This window comes from Paenibacillus sp. NFR01 (assembly GCF_900111565.1).
Taxonomy (GTDB): domain Bacteria; phylum Bacillota; class Bacilli; order Paenibacillales; family Paenibacillaceae; genus Paenibacillus_AQ.
Genome location: NZ_FOIK01000002.1, coordinates 111086 through 128559 on the forward strand (window position 1 = coordinate 111086; position 17474 = coordinate 128559).

The 17474-nt window shown below is 54.5% G+C and carries 14 protein-coding genes and 1 tRNA gene; 3 read left to right on the forward strand and 12 right to left on the reverse strand.

The window, feature by feature from the left end; genetic code table 11:
• The first annotated feature begins 17 nt into the window (after window positions 1–17).
• A complete protein-coding gene (locus BMW84_RS11765; RefSeq protein WP_091068491.1) occupies window positions 18–1235 on the forward strand; it encodes an AGE family epimerase/isomerase in 1218 nt (405 codons plus the stop codon).
• Window positions 1235–2407 carry a glycoside hydrolase family 130 protein gene (locus BMW84_RS11770; protein ID WP_091068495.1) on the forward strand — a complete coding sequence of 391 codons (1173 nt, stop codon included), beginning with the start codon at window positions 1235–1237 and terminating at the stop codon, window positions 2405–2407. Before BMW84_RS11765 ends, BMW84_RS11770 begins: the two co-directional genes overlap by 1 nt.
• Before the next feature lie 100 nt (window positions 2408–2507).
• Here BMW84_RS11770 and BMW84_RS11775 read toward each other — a convergent pair whose 3' ends face one another.
• The 10 genes from BMW84_RS11775 to alaS form a co-directional block, all read right to left on the reverse strand.
• Complete coding sequence (locus tag BMW84_RS11775; RefSeq protein WP_091068497.1) at window positions 2508–3602, reverse strand: LacI family DNA-binding transcriptional regulator; 1095 nt, start codon at window positions 3600–3602, stop codon at window positions 2508–2510.
• Between the two features lie 150 nt (window positions 3603–3752).
• Entirely contained in the window at window positions 3753–5957 is a 2205-nt protein-coding gene (locus BMW84_RS11780) for a methyl-accepting chemotaxis protein (RefSeq protein ID WP_254772964.1), read from the reverse strand.
• Between the two features lie 309 nt (window positions 5958–6266).
• Window positions 6267–7589, reverse strand: a complete 1323-nt coding sequence (locus BMW84_RS11785; RefSeq protein ID WP_091069700.1) for a peptidase U32 family protein — start codon at window positions 7587–7589, stop codon at window positions 6267–6269.
• 345 nt (window positions 7590–7934) lie between these two features.
• Window positions 7935–8864 carry a peptidase U32 family protein gene (locus BMW84_RS11790; RefSeq protein ID WP_091068501.1) on the reverse strand — a complete coding sequence of 310 codons (930 nt, stop codon included), beginning with the start codon at window positions 8862–8864 and terminating at the stop codon, window positions 7935–7937.
• Between the two features lie 14 nt (window positions 8865–8878).
• The gene (gene mltG, locus BMW84_RS11795) at window positions 8879–9928 is read right to left on the reverse strand and encodes an endolytic transglycosylase MltG (RefSeq protein WP_091068503.1); all 1050 of its coding nucleotides are present in this window, start codon (window positions 9926–9928) and stop codon (window positions 8879–8881) included.
• Window positions 9929–10097: 169 nt separating this feature from the next.
• Complete coding sequence (locus BMW84_RS11800) at window positions 10098–10406, reverse strand: DUF1292 domain-containing protein (RefSeq protein WP_091068505.1); 309 nt, start codon at window positions 10404–10406, stop codon at window positions 10098–10100.
• A complete protein-coding gene (locus BMW84_RS11805) occupies window positions 10399–10707 on the reverse strand; it encodes a DUF1292 domain-containing protein (RefSeq protein WP_091068507.1) in 309 nt (102 codons plus the stop codon). Before BMW84_RS11805 ends, BMW84_RS11800 begins: the two co-directional genes overlap by 8 nt.
• Before the next feature lie 13 nt (window positions 10708–10720).
• The gene (gene ruvX, locus BMW84_RS11810) at window positions 10721–11137 is read right to left on the reverse strand and encodes a Holliday junction resolvase RuvX (protein WP_091068510.1); all 417 of its coding nucleotides are present in this window, start codon (window positions 11135–11137) and stop codon (window positions 10721–10723) included.
• Window positions 11134–11409: an IreB family regulatory phosphoprotein gene (locus BMW84_RS11815; protein WP_091068512.1), complete on the reverse strand. Its 276-nt coding sequence runs from the start codon at window positions 11407–11409 to the stop codon at window positions 11134–11136. The genes ruvX and BMW84_RS11815 overlap by 4 nt, the downstream gene beginning before the upstream one ends.
• Before the next feature lie 333 nt (window positions 11410–11742).
• Window positions 11743–14376 (reverse strand): alanine--tRNA ligase, encoded by a 2634-nt coding sequence (alaS, locus tag BMW84_RS11820; RefSeq protein ID WP_091068514.1) that lies wholly within the window; start codon window positions 14374–14376, stop codon window positions 11743–11745.
• Between the two features lie 500 nt (window positions 14377–14876).
• On the opposite strand from alaS, the gene BMW84_RS11825 reads away from it, so the two are divergent.
• Window positions 14877–14953, forward strand: a tRNA-Pro gene (locus tag BMW84_RS11825).
• A 98-nt stretch (window positions 14954–15051) separates the two neighbouring features.
• Here the strand turns inward: BMW84_RS11825 and BMW84_RS11830 are convergent.
• Together BMW84_RS11830 and dcuS are read right to left on the reverse strand one after the other, a co-directional pair.
• Complete coding sequence (locus BMW84_RS11830; protein WP_091068516.1) at window positions 15052–15762, reverse strand: response regulator; 711 nt, start codon at window positions 15760–15762, stop codon at window positions 15052–15054.
• Between the two features lie 8 nt (window positions 15763–15770).
• Window positions 15771–17360 carry a DcuS/MalK family sensor histidine kinase gene (gene dcuS, locus BMW84_RS11835; RefSeq protein ID WP_091068519.1) on the reverse strand — a complete coding sequence of 530 codons (1590 nt, stop codon included), beginning with the start codon at window positions 17358–17360 and terminating at the stop codon, window positions 15771–15773.
• Between the last annotated feature and the right edge of the window lie 114 nt (window positions 17361–17474).

Genomic DNA, 17474 nt, shown 5'->3' on the forward strand with positions numbered 1-17474 from the left:
GACAGGAGCGACCCGCAATGACTCTATTACCCGAACCATGGCTGAAACAGCTTGAGCAGGTGCTGAAAGCCAACATCCTTGATTTCTGGATGAAGCATACGCTGGACGCCAAGAACGGCGGATTCGTCGGCGAAATCGACAATCAGATGAATGTGGTGGAAGGCGCCGAGAAAAGCCTTGTGCTCAACGCGCGGATTCTCTGGGCTTTTGCAAGCGCATACCGCATCTACAAGCAGCCGGAATATCTCGAAATGGCCGACCGGGCTTACGCTTATCTGATGGAGCATTTTGCCGACAAAACGAATGGTGGATTCTATTGGATGGTCGATGCGCAAGGCGTCCCTTCCCAGACCAAAAAACAGGTCTACGGCCAGGCGTTCGTCATTTATGCACTGGCGGAATATCATCATGCAGCCGGACGCGAAGAAGCGCTCAATACGGCAGCCGGTTTGTTTGAGACGCTGGAGAAATACGCTTACGACCCCGTGCATCACGGCTATATCGAAGCTTTGGCTGCGGACTGGAGTCCGACGGAGGATTTGTCTTTGAGTGCCAAGGACATGAACGTCAAGAAGTCCATGAATACGCATCTTCATGTGCTGGAGGGCTATACCGGCCTGTACCGGGTCTATCCCAACGACGCGCTGCGGGGCAAGCTGACGCTGCTGACCGAAATCATGATCGATCGCATTATCGACGACAAGGGCCGGCATTTCCACCTGTTCCAGGATGACGACTGGACCGTTAAATCCGACATCGTGTCCTACGGACATGATATCGAAGGCAGCTGGCTGCTGGTCGAAGCGGCGGAAGTGCTCGGCGGCGAAGACCTTCTGGAGCGGGCGCGCAAGGTCGCTATAACGATGGCTGAAGCAACACTGGAGGAAGGCCTTGATGGAGACGGCGGGCTGCGCAACGAGATGGAAGCCCATGGACTGGTAGACCGCAACAACGACTGGTGGCCGCAAGCCGAAGCTGTCGTAGGCTTTTACAACGCGTATCAGCTGACGGGCGAAGCACGCTTCCGCGATGCCGCGGCAGCCAGCTGGAATTTTATCGAGGAGCATATCATCGACCGTGAATTCGGCGAATGGTATTGGGCTGTGGATGAACACCGCCGTCCGCTAGCGAATGCCCCGAAAGTCAGCGCCTGGAAATGCCCTTATCACAACAGCCGGGCCTGCTATGAAATGATCCGGCGTCTGAAAGAAACCGAATTGGAGGGAGCACAATAATGACCACTCTTTTTGAATCCCGCAAGCAGCAGTTGACGCAGCGGTACGAAGCACTTATTACTCGTCCAAATGAAAAAATGCCTTATGGCAACGGAATTTACGACCGGTACAGCCATCCGGTTCTTACCGCCGAACATGCGCCGCTCGTCTGGAAGTATGATTTTAACCCGCAGACCAATCCTTATTTTGCTGAACGGATCGGGGTTAACGGCGTTTTCAATCCGGGTGCAATTGAGCTGGACGGCAAATTTTACTTGGTTGCACGCGTCGAAGGCAATGACCGGAAATCGTTCTTTGCGGTTGCCGAAAGTGCAAACGGCGTGGACGGCTTCCGCTTCTGGGATCATCCGGTCGTAATGCCGGAGACGGAAGAGCCTGACGTCAATGTATACGACATGCGCCTGACCAAACATGAAGACGGCTGGATTTACGGCCTGTTCTGCACCGAACGCAAAGATCCGGATGCGCCTCCCGGAGACTTGTCCAGCGCGGTCGCCCAATGCGGCATTGCCCGGACCAAAGACCTGGTAACCTGGGAACGGCTTGACGATCTGAAGACCGGCTCCGCCCAGCAGCGCAACGTCGTGCTCCACCCCGAATTCGTGGACGGCAAATACGCCTTCTATACCCGGCCGCAGGACGGCTTTATCGACGCCGGTTCCGGCGGAGGCATCGGCTGGGGCTTGTCGGATTCGATTGAGCATGCCGTAGTTGGGCAGGAAACGATTATCGACCGCCGCTACTACCACACCATTAAAGAAGTCAAAAACGGCCAAGGCCCGGCACCGATCAAAACTCCGCGCGGCTGGCTACATATTGCCCACGGTGTCCGCAACACCGCCGCCGGACTCCGTTACGTGCTGTACGTATTCCTGACCGACCTTGCGAACCCGGAAAAGGTGCTTTATGCGCCCGGCGGCCATTTTATCGCTCCTGAAGGCGAGGAACGGGTCGGGGATGTCTCCAATGTAGTGTTCTGCAACGGCGCCATTGCCCGGGAGAACGGCGAGATTTATATCTACTACGCCTCCTCCGACACCCGCATTCATGTCGCCACCACCACCGTAGAGCAAATGCTGGATTACGTGATGAACACGCCGGAGGATCCGCTCCGTTCCTATGCCTGCGTGCAGCAGCGCATCAACCTGATTGACAGCAACCTGAAGCTGTAACGTTTGATGATATGAAAAAGAGCAACCCCGCGCCGTAACCGGCAGGCGAGGTTGCTCTTTTTAGCTTGCATTGCGCCGTGAAATATCCTCACGGCTAATCTTACGTACTGCTGCCCGGCAGGCGCGGTTCATCTTTCCGCGGCTCCGCAACGGAATCGCGGTGAACCAGATCGGCGGCGATCAATATTTTCTCGAACGGCGCAGCCAGGTTCTCGATCCGGCTCAGCAGCTTCTCCACCGCCGAGCGTCCCATCGCTTCCTTCGGCACATGCACCGTCGTCAGCGGGGGAATCCCCCTAGCGGCGTCCTCGATGTTGTCGAAGCCCGTAACCGTGACGTCAGCCGGGAGACGCAAGCCCTTGGACTTCAGCACTTCGCTGACGTTCAAAGCAACAAAATCATTGGCGCAGACCAGTGCGGTCGGAAGCGTTCCGCCGCCGATGCGCTGGTCGGCCCATCGGCTGAAGCCGTCCACGAACGACCCGTTCTCCATTCCTTCAAGCAGCAGCATCTCGTCGTTGCCGGCCTGCGCGGGTTTACCGTATTCCTCCAGCGCGCTGCGGAAGCCGATCCAGCGGTCGCGGAAGCTGCGCGAATAGCGGATATCTCCGATAAAATGCAGACGGTTATGCCCGGTACCGATCAAATGATTGCCGATCCGGTTCATCGCATCCGTATTGTTCGCGAATACGGTGTCGCTTGGAATCAGCGGATCCTCGTGGTCGATCAGCACCATCGGCAAGCCGATACGCCGTACTTCCAGCAGCAGAGCCGTCGAGATTTCTCCCACGCCGATCAGGCCGAGCAGCCCCTCGGGATTCAGCAGCGTCACCAAATGGTCTGCCCGGTCATCCGAAACAATGACCATTCCGAGACCTTCGCGGTTCAAGGCCAGCGCAATGCCGTCGATAATTTTTCCCCAATAAAGTGAATCCTGGGTCTGGGCGCGGATATTGGGCATCAGCACCAGCACGGACTGTTTCCTGCGTTCGCCTCCCGAAGTAGGCAGTGCGCGTTTCGCCTGCTGCGGATATGCATTTTTCTGGGTGAAATACCCGAGCTGCGCTGCCGCCTGAATGACCCGCTCTCTTGTGCTTTCATTGACTCCGCCTTTGCCGGAAAGTGCCTTGGAGACGACAAATTTGGATACGCCGAGATGATCGGCAATGGTTTGCATGGATACCTTTTTGGCCATTCGGGGCTTCCTCCTAACGTATTTAATTATTATAACATTTACCTAACAAGTTAGTATATGACCTTATCACTCCGGACCTTTATACACTCCAAAACGTAAAAGCCGCCCCTTCGCTGGAAGGAGCGGCTTGCTTAAGGCGAAATCGTACGTTTAGAACGTGAAGAGCGACAGCTTGTCCTTGAGCTGCGTCGAGGCGGTTTCCAGCTTGCCGGACAAGGCCACGAGCTGCTGGCTCACATTTTGCTGCTCGCTGCTGAGCGAAGCTACCTCTTCCGAGGTGGCGGAAGATTCCTCGGCTACCGAGCTTACGTTGCTCATGGAGTCGGACAACACGCCCTGTGAATGGTTCAGGCTGTCGATCGCTCCGGTAACGGTTCCCAGGCTGGCGATGAACTCATTCATCTGCTCCCGGACAGAGAGGAAAATATCGCTGGTGTTCTTGACGGAAGCCATCTGCTCCTTGAAGAGCGGCGCCACGTCGGAGAGCACTGTAACCGTTTCATTCATTTCCGTCATGATCTTCTCTGTAATGCCCGCGACAAGGGCGATCGACTGCTTCGACTGGTCAGCCAATTGGCGTACTTCATTCGCGACAACCATGAAACCGCGTCCTGCTTCGCCTGCACGTGCCGCTTCAATCGTTGCATTCAGCGAAAGAATGTTCGTTTGTTGGGTAATATTCTTCATCACATCGAGCACTTTAATGACCGATGTTACCGTCTCTTTCAGGTTGTTGACCCGCTCGACAAGCGCGTTGGTCATTTCGCCCGTATGCGCCGTTTGCGTGAGCAGCACTTCCAGCTGCTTCGCTCCTTCGCCGCTGGCTTCTCCGACGCTGCGCGCCGCTTCGTCCATCACCGTGTTAGCGGCGATGACGTTCTGCATCTGCGTGCCGATCAGTTCGGTCAGCTCGTTGCCCCGCTCGGCTTCGGTCGCTAGGCTGCCTGCGCCGCCGGCAATTTCCTCCGTGGCTGCGGCGATTTCCTTCGCCGAGATCGCCGTCTTGCGGGATGCTTCGCTCAGCTCGCCTGCGGTGTACAGCACTTCCTGGGCTGTATCCGTCGTCTGCGCTACCAAATCAGTAATCCGCTCCATCATCAGGTTAAAGGAGCTGGAGAGTTGTCCGATTTCGTCCCTCGACACATACTTTGTACGGACGCTCAAATCGCCTTTCGCACCTTGGACCATCAGGTCCTTCAGGTTGGACAGCGGTCTGGCGATCATTCGCACCATCAGGATGCCGAGCAGAATCGCCATAAGCGCCGCAACGGCGGAGATCAAATACGTTGTGGACAGGATCGGCTTGGCTGCTTTGACCAGTTCGCCGGTCGGAATGAGGCCAGCCAGCTTCCAGTCCGCACGAGCCAACGGGTTGTATACAACCAGCACATTTTTGCCCTTGGCATTCTCCGCTTCGATGCTGTCGTTGCTCATCTTGCTGTCTTTAATAAAAGTTAGGTTCGAATCCAGTCCGTCTTCTTCCGGAACAGAGGAAGCGACTACCTTGCCGTCAGGCGTCACCAGCTGGATCTGCGAGCCTTCGCCGAAATCGACGCTCTTGAAGGCCTGCTCCAGCACCGAGCTTTTGAGCTCCATCAGGACGACATATTCCGTGTTGCCCGACATGCTCTTGAGCGCCCGCACCATGGCGATGTTTTTGCCTTCGCCGTCAAGCGAGGTGGAGAACCAGTAATTTTGCGAGGTTTTGACATCTTCGCTGTAATAGGATTGATATTTCTGGGTATTCGCAACCACGGTTTTGTACCAGGCCTGCTCCCACACCTTATCCATGGTCAAGCTGGAGATCCCGCTCGAAATAATCGTGGAATCCGGCGTCGATGGAATCAGACTAATGGATTGGATATTCGAATCCGCAGCTACCTGGCTGGCCAGCTTTTTATTGATGGAATCCGTGGCGACAAAGCTGTCATACGCCGTCTGCGCGGTAGCCAGGTTGGTCAGCTCCGTCTGAACGGTCGTATCGAAGTAAATTTGCATCGCCATATTTTCATATTGCTTCAACAGAATATCCATCTTGTCCGCGGTTTGGACGATGGTCTGATGGTTGGCTTCCGAAACATTCTCTTTAATTGTGCTTTTAGCCTTGTTGTACGAGAGCAGCCCCAGCAATAGGACAACTACGACAATGGAGGCCAGAAAAATCAGGAATAGCTTCACGCCCACCGATTTGACGGGGTTCGCTTTTTTGACCTGACGTACCGAGCCGTTCAACACTCCCGAAAAGGATAATTTGGATGTTCCGCGAGATTCTTTGTTTCTGCGCTGTTTTTGTTCACCTTTACGATCTGCTTTTTTCTCTTTCACAATCGTCGGCTTTTCTCTGTTCTTCCTCACACTGATCCTACTCCCTTTCTGCTCGTCCCTACGATTTCCATCACCGAGTGCACCCATGCCCATCACCCACCTGTTAGAATAGAAGACGTATGTAAGCGTTCACTAAGTACTATATCGGATGATTAGGACTTTTTACTTAGCTTTTTTTAAAGATTTACACCCTAAAAATCTGGTCGTGTTACTCGGAAAACCTATGTAATTTTAGGAAACCAGTTTCATATAATTTCCTTTTTTTGCACCGGAACCGATTATATCACAAAAAGAGGGATATTCCCGCAATATTTGCTAGAATAACCCTCTTACTCGAATTTATTTTTTCTTCCGCATCATGTCGAAATACGCTACCGGCTGATCCACTTTCATGCGCACGCGCTGAAGGGGGTGACGGGCTGCATCAAGCGCATTTCCTTCCTCGTCCCACAGCTCGCCAACCGTTTGCTTGAACCATGTATGATTCGGGCCGAAAAATTCCACTTCCTGCCCCGGCTTGAAGTGATTTCGCTGCTGCACCAGCGCTGTGCCGGTCTCCGCGTCGTATTCAAGCACCAGTCCGGCAAAATCGTACGGCGCGGCTTTTTCTTCCGGCTCGTAGATATGGTCTTCATGGTCCGGCGTATCATAGAAAAATCCGGTGTTCAGCGGCCGGTTTGCCGCTTTCTGCAGCTCCTGCATCCATTCCGGCTTCATGACATACCCTTCCGGGTCGGCCATGTATGCGTCGATCGCCTGGCGGTACGCATTGACAACCGTCGCCACATAGTGGATCGACTTCATCCGGCCTTCAATCTTGAAGCTGTCGATTCCGGCTTCGATCAGATCCGGAATGCGCTCGAGCATGCACAGATCCTTCGAGCCCATTGTAAACTGATTGTCCTCCGGCGCAAACAGCGGCAGCTGCGTTACGCCCGGCTGCAGCGGCTGCGGCGAGGCTTGGGCCGTCGCCTGCTCTTCCTCGGACACCCATGTTCCTTCCGGCCGGCCGTCTTCGAACAGATCGTATTTCCAACGGCAGGACTGGCAGCAGCCCCCGCGGTTCGAGTCGCGGTCCGTAAAATGGTTGGACAGCACGCAGCGGCCGGAATACGAAGAGCACATCGCTCCGTGAATGAAGCTTTCGATTTCGATATCGACATGCTGCTTGATCTCCGCGATTTCCTCTAGGCTGGTTTCGCGGCCCAGCACGACGCGCGGCAGGCCTTCTTCCTTCCAGAAGGATACCGCCTGCCAGTTCAGCGTTGACTGCTGGGTGCTGAGGTGCACCTCCAGTCCTGGCACGAGGCGTCGCGCGACATCAACAATGGCAGGATCGGCAACGATGATGGCGGCGATGCCGGCCTCATACAGATTGCGCAGATACTCTTCAATTCCTTCGACATCCTCGTTATGGGCGTAAATATTGGTGGCGACGAATACTTTGGCCCCGTATTTCTTGGCAAACTCCACGCCCTCGCGCATTTCCTCAAAGCTGAAGTTGTCGGCGTTCGAACGCAGACCGTATTTTTGTCCTCCGATATATACCGCATCCGCGCCATAGTGCACGGCAAATTTCAATTTTTCGAGATTGCCTGCCGGAGCCAGGAGCTCCGGTTTATCCAGACGGTAACGCTTGCCCTTCAAGTTGGGTGTTGTCATGGTTTCCAATTCCTGTTCTCCTCTCCGTGAGCTCACGTTAAAAAGATAACCTCTTGGTAACAGGGCACTCCGCAGCTGCGGGAAGATTTGGGCCTCCGGCCGCTGTTATAATCGGATTTCTTGATTAATACCGCTAATCGCGGTTGAAATCCGATTCTAAAGGCGGACGCTCTCGCTCCTCCGGCTCCAAACTTCCTCTTCGCCGCTACGCCTTGGTACAAAACGGAAAATCTTTATAAACTGAGCCACTTCTTTATTAAATGCCCCCCTTTGCGTGTCCTTCGGGTTCACGCAAAGTATTGGAAAAAGACGCGAAGCTGATGCGCCCACTTTGTGGAGCTGTTTTTAATACACTTGCTCTTTATAGAAGAAGCCGAACGACAGGTTCCGCTCGGGGTCCTGCAAGGCGCGGATTTCCTCCATCCACGACTCGTCGAAGGCGTACCCGCCTGGATCGGCGGCATACAGGTCAATGGCTTTACGGTACGCTTTGACCACGGCCACGTTGTACGCGGTCGGTTTGAGCAGCCCTTCGATCTTGAAGCTGTGCACGCCAGCTGCCATCAGAATATGCAAATCCTCCAGAATGCAGATATCGTCGGAGCTCATGATATGCGTGCCGTTGATATCTTCGTAGATCGGGAATTTCTCGTCCTGGCGTTCGGCTTCGATCAGGAACAAGCCGCGTTCTTTGCCGAGGTCGCCTTCGACTGCACGCCCCTGATGGGACATGTAGCTCGCGACCAGACGGCGCTTGGAATGATAGATATTGGTCATTCCGTGTACCTGAGCCTGCGCTTCAACCTTCAGCATAGGCACCATTTCGGTAATTTCGTCCATGTTCAATTCCCGGGCCAGCACGACCCGCGTGGCGCCTTTGGTGCCCCAATAATTAGCGGTGGCATAGTTAGTGGAAGTCATCTCTGCGTTCCAATGCAGCTTAACCTCCGGCGCTTCGCGTTTTACCGCGGCCAGCACCGCGGGATCGCCGAATTCGATGCCGTCGACGCCGAGCTCGCCAACCGCTTTTACATAAGCAGGCAGCTCATCCAGCAGCCGGTTGGACATGATGCCGCCCATCCCGATGTAGACTTTGGCCCCTTTGGCGTGAGCCAGACGGACCGCTTCAGCGGTATCCTCCAAGGTAAAATGCCCGGCGAGCCGCATGCCAAAACGGTCATCGCCGATCAGGAGCGCATCCGCTCCCGCATCCAGCAGCGCGGACGCCTCCTGTAGCGAGGCTGCCGTCACCAGCAGCTCCGGTTTGTTATCCATGTTGCACCCTCCGCTTACTGCGAATTTTGTTCGCTTTTTTGAATATTGGCTAAATGTTCCTTATAGGTTTTGCCGAACAGATGGCTTTGCGAGCCGTCTTTCTTCGTTACGTAATAATAATACTCCGAAGCCTTAGGCGACAGCGCCGCCTCAATCGACTTGAGACCCGGGCTGCTGATCGGTCCCGGCGGAAGTCCTTCGTTCTTGTACGTATTATAAGGGCTGTCCACTTGCAAATCCTTCTCCAGCAGGCGCTCCTTCTGCTTGTCCAGCAAATACTGAACGGTAGCGTCGATCTGCAGCTTCATGCCTTTATCGATCCGGTTGTAGATAACGCCGGCTACGATCGGCCGCTCTTCATTGACGACGACCTCGCGTTCTACAAGGGACGCAACGGTCAGCAGCTTATGCAGCGTCATGCCGCGCGCCGCCAGCTTGCTTTTATAATCGGGAATGCTATCCAGCTTCTTCTGCAGCTGCTCCAGCATCGCCTCGATAATCTGTTCCGGGGTGCTGTCTTTGGCCAGCTCATACGTCTCGGGGAACAGGTAACCTTCCAGACGGTGACGCAGCTTATCATCTTTCGGGATGCCGAGCGATTCCACGGCCTGCAGCCCTTCGCCCGAATCCATCAGCGCAAGAAAGGTCTCCGGCTTGATGTTCCACGCGGCCGACAGTTTATCGGCGATCTGTACTGCTGTGTAGCCTTCCGGAATCGTAAACACGACGGTCTCCGCCTTGACGATATCCCCTGCGTTCAGCCGGGTGATCAGTTCGTCATACGTGATGCCGGGGGCTGCCTCATACGTTCCCGCCTTAAAACTGGAACCTTCATTCACCCATTTCAGATAGCCTTTAAAAAACAGCGCATTGCGGATCAGCCCCTGATCCTGAAGCAAATCGGCAATCTCGCTGCTGCCCATGCCTTTTTCGACCGTAAAGGTAACGGCCTGGCCGGCAGGCTTCACAGGCTGCATTCCGTTCCAGACATACCAGGCGCCACCGCCGACGGCAATAACCAGTAAAAGAATGATAATAAGTACGACGCGTATCGCGGCTTTCAAGGGTTACTCCTCACTTTCCGACATTTTAGTATAAATCGCATTCATCTTAAATTCAATATATAAAAAATGTATTTAACGTGAAACAACCCCACAAAGTGGGGCTTTGGAAAAAAAGAGCGCGGAAAAATCCGCCCTCTTCCCTAACGTTTAAATGTAGTTACCCGGACGGCTATACTTCATCGTCGTCCGGGAACGTCAATTCATCATACAACTCGGATATGTCTTCCCATTCCTCGTCGTCGTCAATGCTCTCAAGCTCGGGCAACCCGTCCGGAGACGTGACGATCCGCAGAATTTCCTGCTCCGCCAGTTTACCGGTTCCGGTCAGCACCGCATAGCCTCGTCCGTTCACTTCGAACTCGGCATCAATATGATAAACGGAAGATTTGCCGCGCTCATCCTCCAGTTCCACCGTTTCCCCGTAGGCCTCTTTCAGTTTGGAGGTCCAAACCGTACGGTCCGCGGAATACTCAGTCATTCTCCGCGCCTCCGTCAAGTTCGTCAACGAGCGTGTTGAACGTTTCTTCAACGATCTCCCACTCTTCGTCGTCCTCGATCATAAACAGCTGAAGATCGTCGCCGTCTTCCTCATAACGGAACGCGTATACTTCATCGCTGTCCTCGTCTTCGGAATCCAGCGGAACCACCATCATGTATTTGGCATCCGAACCGTCGACTTCAAACTTCATGATGACCTCAAATTCCTCTTCATTACCTTCCTCATCGGGAATATAGATAATTTCCGGTTCTTCTTCTTGGCCAATCCGCTCGTTTGTCATTTCAGCGCACCCCTCACCTTTTACTATTAGCATCCAAAAAATTTTGCAGTATCAGGGCTGCGGCCATTTTGTCCACAATCCCTTTGCGTTTCTTCCGGCTGACGTCCCCTTCAATCAGCACCCGCTCGGCGGATACCGTTGTCAGACGCTCATCCCAAAGGTGTACGGGTATGCCTAGCCGCTCGCGCAGCTTGTCGGCAAATTCCATGCATATTTCACCACGGGGTCCTACTGAGCCGTTCATGTTCTTCGGCAATCCTACCACAATTTCTCCGATTTCATGCTCTTTCACCAGTGCTTCAATTCGCTCGAACTCGTTGTCGTTGCCGCGGCGCTCGATCGTCTCCAAAGCCTGGGCCGTCCATCCGAAGATGTCGCTAGCGGCGACGCCGATTCTCCGGTCGCCATAATCAAGTCCCAGCTTCTTCATTTCTGACGTTCCACCCGGTGATTGTCGAGATAGAAACGGACCAGTTCTTCAATCAGCTCATCACGTTCTTTCCTCCGGACCAAACTTCTCGCATTATTGTGGCGCGGAATGTAAGCCGGATCTCCGGAAAGAAGGTACCCGACGATCTGGTTGATGGGATGATATTCCTTTTCGACCAGCGCATCGTATACGGCGAGCAGTATCTCTTCGGGAGAAGCTTCCTTTTCGTCGCCCCTTACATTGAATTTGACCGTTTTGTCCATGGAGTCCATTTGTGACACCTTCCTTTTCGCAAAATCACCCGAAAGCGGGCGGCTTCGCAGTGTTGCTGCTGTAGCGTACGTGCTGCCTTCATCATAACATATTCATGGCCCCGCGAGGAAATCCTCCCGCGGAAATAACGCTTTTTTTGGCATTTCGTCTACAAAAAACTTGATATTTTTGGCTTTTCGGGCTATTGCATAAACTTGTAAACGCTGTATGTTCGCAAAAATGCTTGAACGCCGCATAAAGCGGCGGTACCAAGATGAAAGCCTCAGTACCGCCGCATCCATTATGCGTATTGCTTATCACTAATTTAGGCATTTCCGGCGAAAATTATGCCTTTATGCCAGTGCAGCCACCAATTCTTCCGCTTTGGCCAACGCCTCGCCCAGCTTAGAGGCGTCTTTGCCGCCGGCCTGGGCCATATCCGGCCGTCCGCCGCCGCCGCCGCCGCAGACTGCAGCGATCTCTTTGACGAGCTTGCCGGCGTGGAAGCCCTTCTTGACCAGCTCCTGCGGTACCGATACGACGAAGTTTACCTTGTCCTCCATCGTCGCGCCGAGCACAAGCACCGCTTCCGGCAGCTTATTCTTCAGCTCATCGGCCGTAGAACGCAGCGCATCCATGTTGCCGGCCTCTACCTTCACTGCAAGAAGCTGCGTATCTGTGCCAACCGTCTTCACGTTACCGGTCAGCTCAGCCGCGAAGGTCGCGCTCAGCTTGCCTTGCAGCGACTCGTTCTCGCGGGAGAGCTCGCGGACTTGGGCATGCAGCGCATCGATGCGCTTAGGCACGTCGTTCAGCGAGGACTTGAGCAGTCCGGCGGCTTGCTTCAGCACATCCAGCTGGCTTTCGGTGAACTGGTAGGCAAATCGGCCGGTAACGGCTTCGATCCGGCGCACGCCGGAGCCGATGCCGCTTTCGCTGACCAGCTTGAAGATGCCGATCTGCGAGGTGTTCTTCACGTGGCAGCCGCCGCACAGCTCCAGGCTGTAATCGCCGACCTGGACCACACGCACGATGTTGCCGTATTTTTCACCGAAGAGCGCCATGGCGCCCATCGCTTTTGCTTCGTCAATCGGCTTGTTCTCGATCACGACGTCCAGCCCGCGCCAGATTTGCGCGTTGACGCGTTGCTCGATGTCGCTCAGCTCTTCCGGCGTAATCGCGCCGAAATGCGAGAAGTCGAAACGCAGGCGTGCGCCTTCTACAAGCGATCCGGCCTGGTTGACATGCGTGCCGAGCACTTCCTTCAGCGCTTTATGCAGCAAGTGGGTCGCCGTGTGGTTCTTGACGATATCTTCGCGCACTTCGCGGTTTACTTCAGCGCGCACTGTATCTCCAACCTTCAGCTCGCCGGCTTCCACCGTAACGAGATGGACAGGTTGGCCGTGCGGCGCTTTGAACAGTCCATTGACTTTGGCAGTTACCGAGCCTCCGGTAATGATCCCGGTGTCGCTCACCTGGCCGCCGCTTTCCGCATAGAAAGGCGTTGTGTCGAGGATTACCTGGCACTCGGCGCCTTCGCCGGCAATCTCGGCCAGTTCACCGTCCACCACGATGGCGGCGATCTTGGATTCGGTTACCAGGTCATTATAGCCGACAAACTCGCTTTTCACGGTCAGCTCGGCCAGTGCGCCGCCTTGAATCTTCATGCTGGCGCTATCCTGGCGGGCCGCTCTGGCGCGGTCGCGCTGCTCCTGCATCGCGGCATCGAAGCCCTCGCGGTCGACGCTCAAGCCTTGCTCCAGCGCGAAGTCTTCGGTCAGGTCAAACGGGAAGCCGTACGTATCGTACAGTTTGAAGGCATCCGCGCCGGCGATAACGCCTACGCCGTCTTCCTTCGCCTTGGCGGAAACTTCACTGAGGATCGCCAGGCCGTCGGACAATGTTTCATGGAAACGTTCTTCCTCCAAACGGATGATTTTGGCGATGTATTCGCGGTTCTCCACCACGGTCGGATAGTATACACCCATGATTTCGCCGACGGTTTCGGTCAGCTCGAACAGGAATGGACGATCCAGACCCAGCGTTTTTCCGTAGCGCACCGCGCGGCGGAGCAAACGACGGATGATGTAGCCGCGGCCTTCGTTCGACGGCAGCACGCCGTCGCCGACGGCAAAGGTAACGGTGCGGACATGGTCGGCAATCACTTTGAGCGCAATGTCCTGCTCCAGATTGTCTTTATAATTCACGCCGGCCAGCTTGGCCGTTCTTTGAATCACCGGCTGGAACAGGTCGGTGTCGAAGTTCGAGTCCACATCCTGCAGGATCGAGGTCAAACGTTCAAGACCGGCGCCGGTATCGATGTTTTTGTTCGGAAGCGGCGTGTAGCTGCCGTCCTTATTATGGTTGAACTGCGAGAACACGAGGTTCCAGACCTCGAGCCAGCGTTCATTTTCCCCGCCCGGATACATTTCCGGATCGCTCATGTCGCTGCCGTACGCTTCGCCGCGGTCGTAGAAGATTTCCGAGCAAGGGCCGCAAGGGCCTTCGCCGATATCCCAGAAGTTCTCGTCGCCCAGCTTGATGATGCGTTCCGGCGGCAGGCCGACTTTTTCATTCCACAGTCTATACGCTTCTTCGTCTTCGGCATAGACAGTTACGGAAATCCGGTTGCCGTCGAAGCCGATCCATTCCTTGCCGGTCAGAAACTCCCAGGCCCAGGTAATGGCTTCTTCCTTGAAGTAGTCGCCGATTGAGAAGTTGCCCAGCATCTCGAAAAAGGTATGGTGCCGGCGCGTCTTGCCGACATTCTCGATGTCGTTGGTGCGGATACACTTCTGCGAGTTGGCGATACGCGGATTCTCCGGCACTTCGCGGCCGTCGAAATACACCTTCAGCGGCGCCATGCCGGCGTTGATCCACAGCAAAGATGGGTCGTTGTGCGGCACGAGCGATGCGCTCGGCTCGATTTTGTGGCCTTTGCTCTCAAAGAACTTCAGCCATTTGGAACGGATTTCACTAGCTTTCATTGTGTACAGCCCCCGTTTTCGTATTGATCTTCATCCGGCATTGCTGCCTGGATGCACAAAAACGCCCCTGAATGAAATTCAGGGACGATGATTATCGCGGTACCACCCTGGTTATCGTCCTCTCCCCGTGCTGCAATGGAAAGAATTGCGGACGATCGCCTTGTCGCGGCTGTTAACGGGCGCCCCCGGCGGGATTGCCCCGCACTCCGAAATCAGCTTTCCGCCGGTCTGTCCTCGAGGTTCTCGCAGCCATTACGCATACCGTAAAGGAACCTCTTCTCTGGGGAGCCATGCTCCGGCGTACTCCATTTCATCAATGATTTATCCGCTTTGCTTTTTTTAACATTTCCAGTATAGCCAGACCCGCGTGTCCTGTCAATGCGGACACTTTACGGCAGGCCCGTCAAGCGGACAAGAAAGCGTAAACATTTCGCGTTCGAGACTCTTTACAGGCCCTTTGGGCAGGCGTATAATTTGATACCGACAGACCTTACATTCGTCGAGACGTGGCTCAGCTTGGTAGAGCGCTTGCTTCGGGAGCAAGAGGTCGCAGGTTCAAATCCTGTCGTCTCGACCACCTCGTTTATCCTCAAACCGTTCGTTTCCAATGCATTTCCTCCCACGCCCAAGCTTTACCCTTTAATTAATCCTATGGTTTTCTTACTTCGCCCGGCTCTAGCGGATATACTGCATAATCAAGGTTCTGCCATTCTGCGAAATCCTGTATTTCTGAACAGGTCTGCCGATATGCCCATAGCTCAGCTCCATATCCAGAATCCCCAACTCCGCCAGTCCAACCAGATACTTATTTACCGAAACACGGGATATCCCGGACCTCGCCGAAATCTCATCCGCGGAGAACGAATCGCTGTCGCCGCATTCCAGTGCAGTCCAGATCGTCTGCAGCGTTTGACGGGTAAATCCTTTGCCAAGCTCCATCGAACCCGCACGGTCTTGCTTGAACCTCGCAAACTTGTCCAGCTCCGATTGGCTTAAGCTTTGCCGGTTCCTGAATAATTTATTTTGTTCCCTGTATCCGTCCAACGCTGTACGAAATCTGGAGAACTCGAACGGTTTGATCAAATAATCCACCACCCCGTTTTGCAAGGCCTCCTGAATATTACCCTTGTCGCTGGCCGCGGAGATGATTATCACATCGACCTTTATGCCTCTGCGCCGGATTTCGGACAACAGCTCCAATCCGTTGCCCGACTTCATGTAAATATCCAGAAGGATCAAATCATAGGAATGCTTCAAAAGCAGACCCAGCGCTTCTTCCGCCGAACGGGCGGAGCCTGCCGCGATGAACCCCTCTGTCTGCGACAGATAAAATTTATTCATCTCCGCAACCATTGGATCATCTTCCACAATCAATACCTTTATCATCGTTATCCTCAAACCTTTGCCATATAAGGTAACAACACCGTAAACTCCGTTCCTTCCTCGGGCATGCTCTCCCACCGGATGCTTCCGCCAAGCTTGCCGACGCTGCGTTTCACCAGATACAACCCGATTCCCCTGTCCCTTCCTTTGGTGGAATACCCCTGGTCAAACATGCGCTCCCCGGCTTCTTTGGCAATGCCTCTTCCATTGTCCCGAACCTTAAGGGTAAGCCCGCCGTCTTCGTATTTGAAGCCTAACGTAATCGTCTTGTCGTCGACGCCGGATACGGCCTCCAGCGCGTTGTCAAGCAGATTGCCGACGATTGTAACCATTTCCCGCGACACTTCACGTTGATCCGGCTCGGGCAATCCCCCGTCCGCTGCCATAAGAAGTTGAGCACCCGCTTCCCTGATCCGGCTGAGCTTGCCAAGTAAGAACCCGACCATGACCGGGTCCTTGACCTGTTTCACCACCGCATCCGCTTCGGTATGGCTATTTTGCACAAGATCGGTTAAATATTCTTCCAGCCGTTCATATTGACGCATGGTCGTCAGCCCCATAATGACGTGCAGCCTGTTCTTGAACTCATGCGTCTGGGCCCGCAGCGCTTCTGCATACAAGGAAATTCCCGATAATCTTTCGATCAGCAGACTGACTTCGGTTTTGTCCCGGAACGTGGCAATTGCGCCTTCGATCTTCCCCTTGACCTTGACCGGAACGATATTGACCAGAAGCGTAATCCCGTTTTGCTCCACTTCGATATCCTGCAAGGGCTGACCGTCGGCCAGCACCCGGTCCATCTGCAGGAAAGGCCAGATTTGCCCGACTTTTTGGTGAAGCGGATCCTGGGTCAATCCGACGCTGCCCATCAGCCTATTGGCCTCCATATTCATCAGGGTTATCCTTGATTCACGGTCCACCGCCAGAATGCCTTCTTTGGTCGATTGCAGCATGGCGCTGCGTTCTTCCAGTACCTTGGCGATTTCGCCCGGTTCCATGCCGAAGATCATCCGCTTGATTTTCCAGGCCAGCATGACCGCTCCGGCGATTCCCGTTAACCCGCCGACCAGTATCCCCGTATACATGATCCATTGATTTTGTTTTACGGCTGACTGTACGCTGCCAAGCGGGATGCCCACGGCAACGGCCCCGATCTGCTCTCCATCCGTCCCGAAGACCGGAGAGAACGCCCTCACCGAATATCCGAGAGAGCCTTTGGCGATGGAAGTTTTCTCTTGGCCCCGCAAGGCTTCCGTTTCGTCGCCACCGGTAAAATGCTTGCCGATCCGGTCCGGATCCGGGTGGGAATGACGGATTCCCTCCATATCAATGACAACCACAAATTGGACATGGTTGACCGCACTGACCCGGGAGGCATAAGCCTGGATGCGCCCGGAATCCCCCTTTCCGGTCAGACCCTCAATGACGACGGGCGTACCCGCCACCGTCCGGGCAACGGTCAGCGCCTTGTCCTCCAGCGTCTTACGGGCCTGCTCGGAGAATTTCACGCCAAACATGATGTATACGATCAAAAGAACAATGGCAACGATGAGCCCGATCATTAAAGTAACCGTCGTTCGAAGCCGCAGCGTTATTTTCATAGATCTCACGCGCTTCACCTGCAACAATTTTTGTCGATTATACCCCATAACATCCGCAAAGAGAAACGCCGCTTCCCTTTATCCGGCAAATTCATCCGCTTTTTTTATTTACGA

Bases quoted from the DNA above. Each gene is read 5' to 3' on its own strand.
- BMW84_RS11765 (WP_091068491.1), top strand. From the start codon at position 18: ATGACTCTATTACCCGAACCATGGCTGAAACAGCTTGAGCAGGTGCTG.
- BMW84_RS11770 (WP_091068495.1), top strand. From the start codon at position 1,235: ATGACCACTCTTTTTGAATCCCGCAAGCAGCAGTTGACGCAGCGGTAC.
- BMW84_RS11775 (WP_091068497.1), bottom strand. From the start codon at position 3,602: ATGGCCAAAAAGGTATCCATGCAAACCATTGCCGATCATCTCGGCGTA.
- BMW84_RS11785 (WP_091069700.1), bottom strand. From the start codon at position 7,589: ATGACAACACCCAACTTGAAGGGCAAGCGTTACCGTCTGGATAAACCG.
- BMW84_RS11790 (WP_091068501.1), bottom strand. From the start codon at position 8,864: ATGGATAACAAACCGGAGCTGCTGGTGACGGCAGCCTCGCTACAGGAG.
- BMW84_RS11800 (WP_091068505.1), bottom strand. From the start codon at position 10,406: ATGACTGAGTATTCCGCGGACCGTACGGTTTGGACCTCCAAACTGAAA.
- BMW84_RS11805 (WP_091068507.1), bottom strand. From the start codon at position 10,707: ATGACAAACGAGCGGATTGGCCAAGAAGAAGAACCGGAAATTATCTAT.
- ruvX (WP_091068510.1), bottom strand. From the start codon at position 11,137: ATGAAGAAGCTGGGACTTGATTATGGCGACCGGAGAATCGGCGTCGCC.
- BMW84_RS11815 (WP_091068512.1), bottom strand. From the start codon at position 11,409: ATGGACTCCATGGACAAAACGGTCAAATTCAATGTAAGGGGCGACGAA.
- alaS (WP_091068514.1), bottom strand. From the start codon at position 14,376: ATGAAAGCTAGTGAAATCCGTTCCAAATGGCTGAAGTTCTTTGAGAGC.
- BMW84_RS11830 (WP_091068516.1), bottom strand. From the start codon at position 15,762: ATGATAAAGGTATTGATTGTGGAAGATGATCCAATGGTTGCGGAGATG.
- dcuS (WP_091068519.1), bottom strand. From the start codon at position 17,360: ATGAAAATAACGCTGCGGCTTCGAACGACGGTTACTTTAATGATCGGG.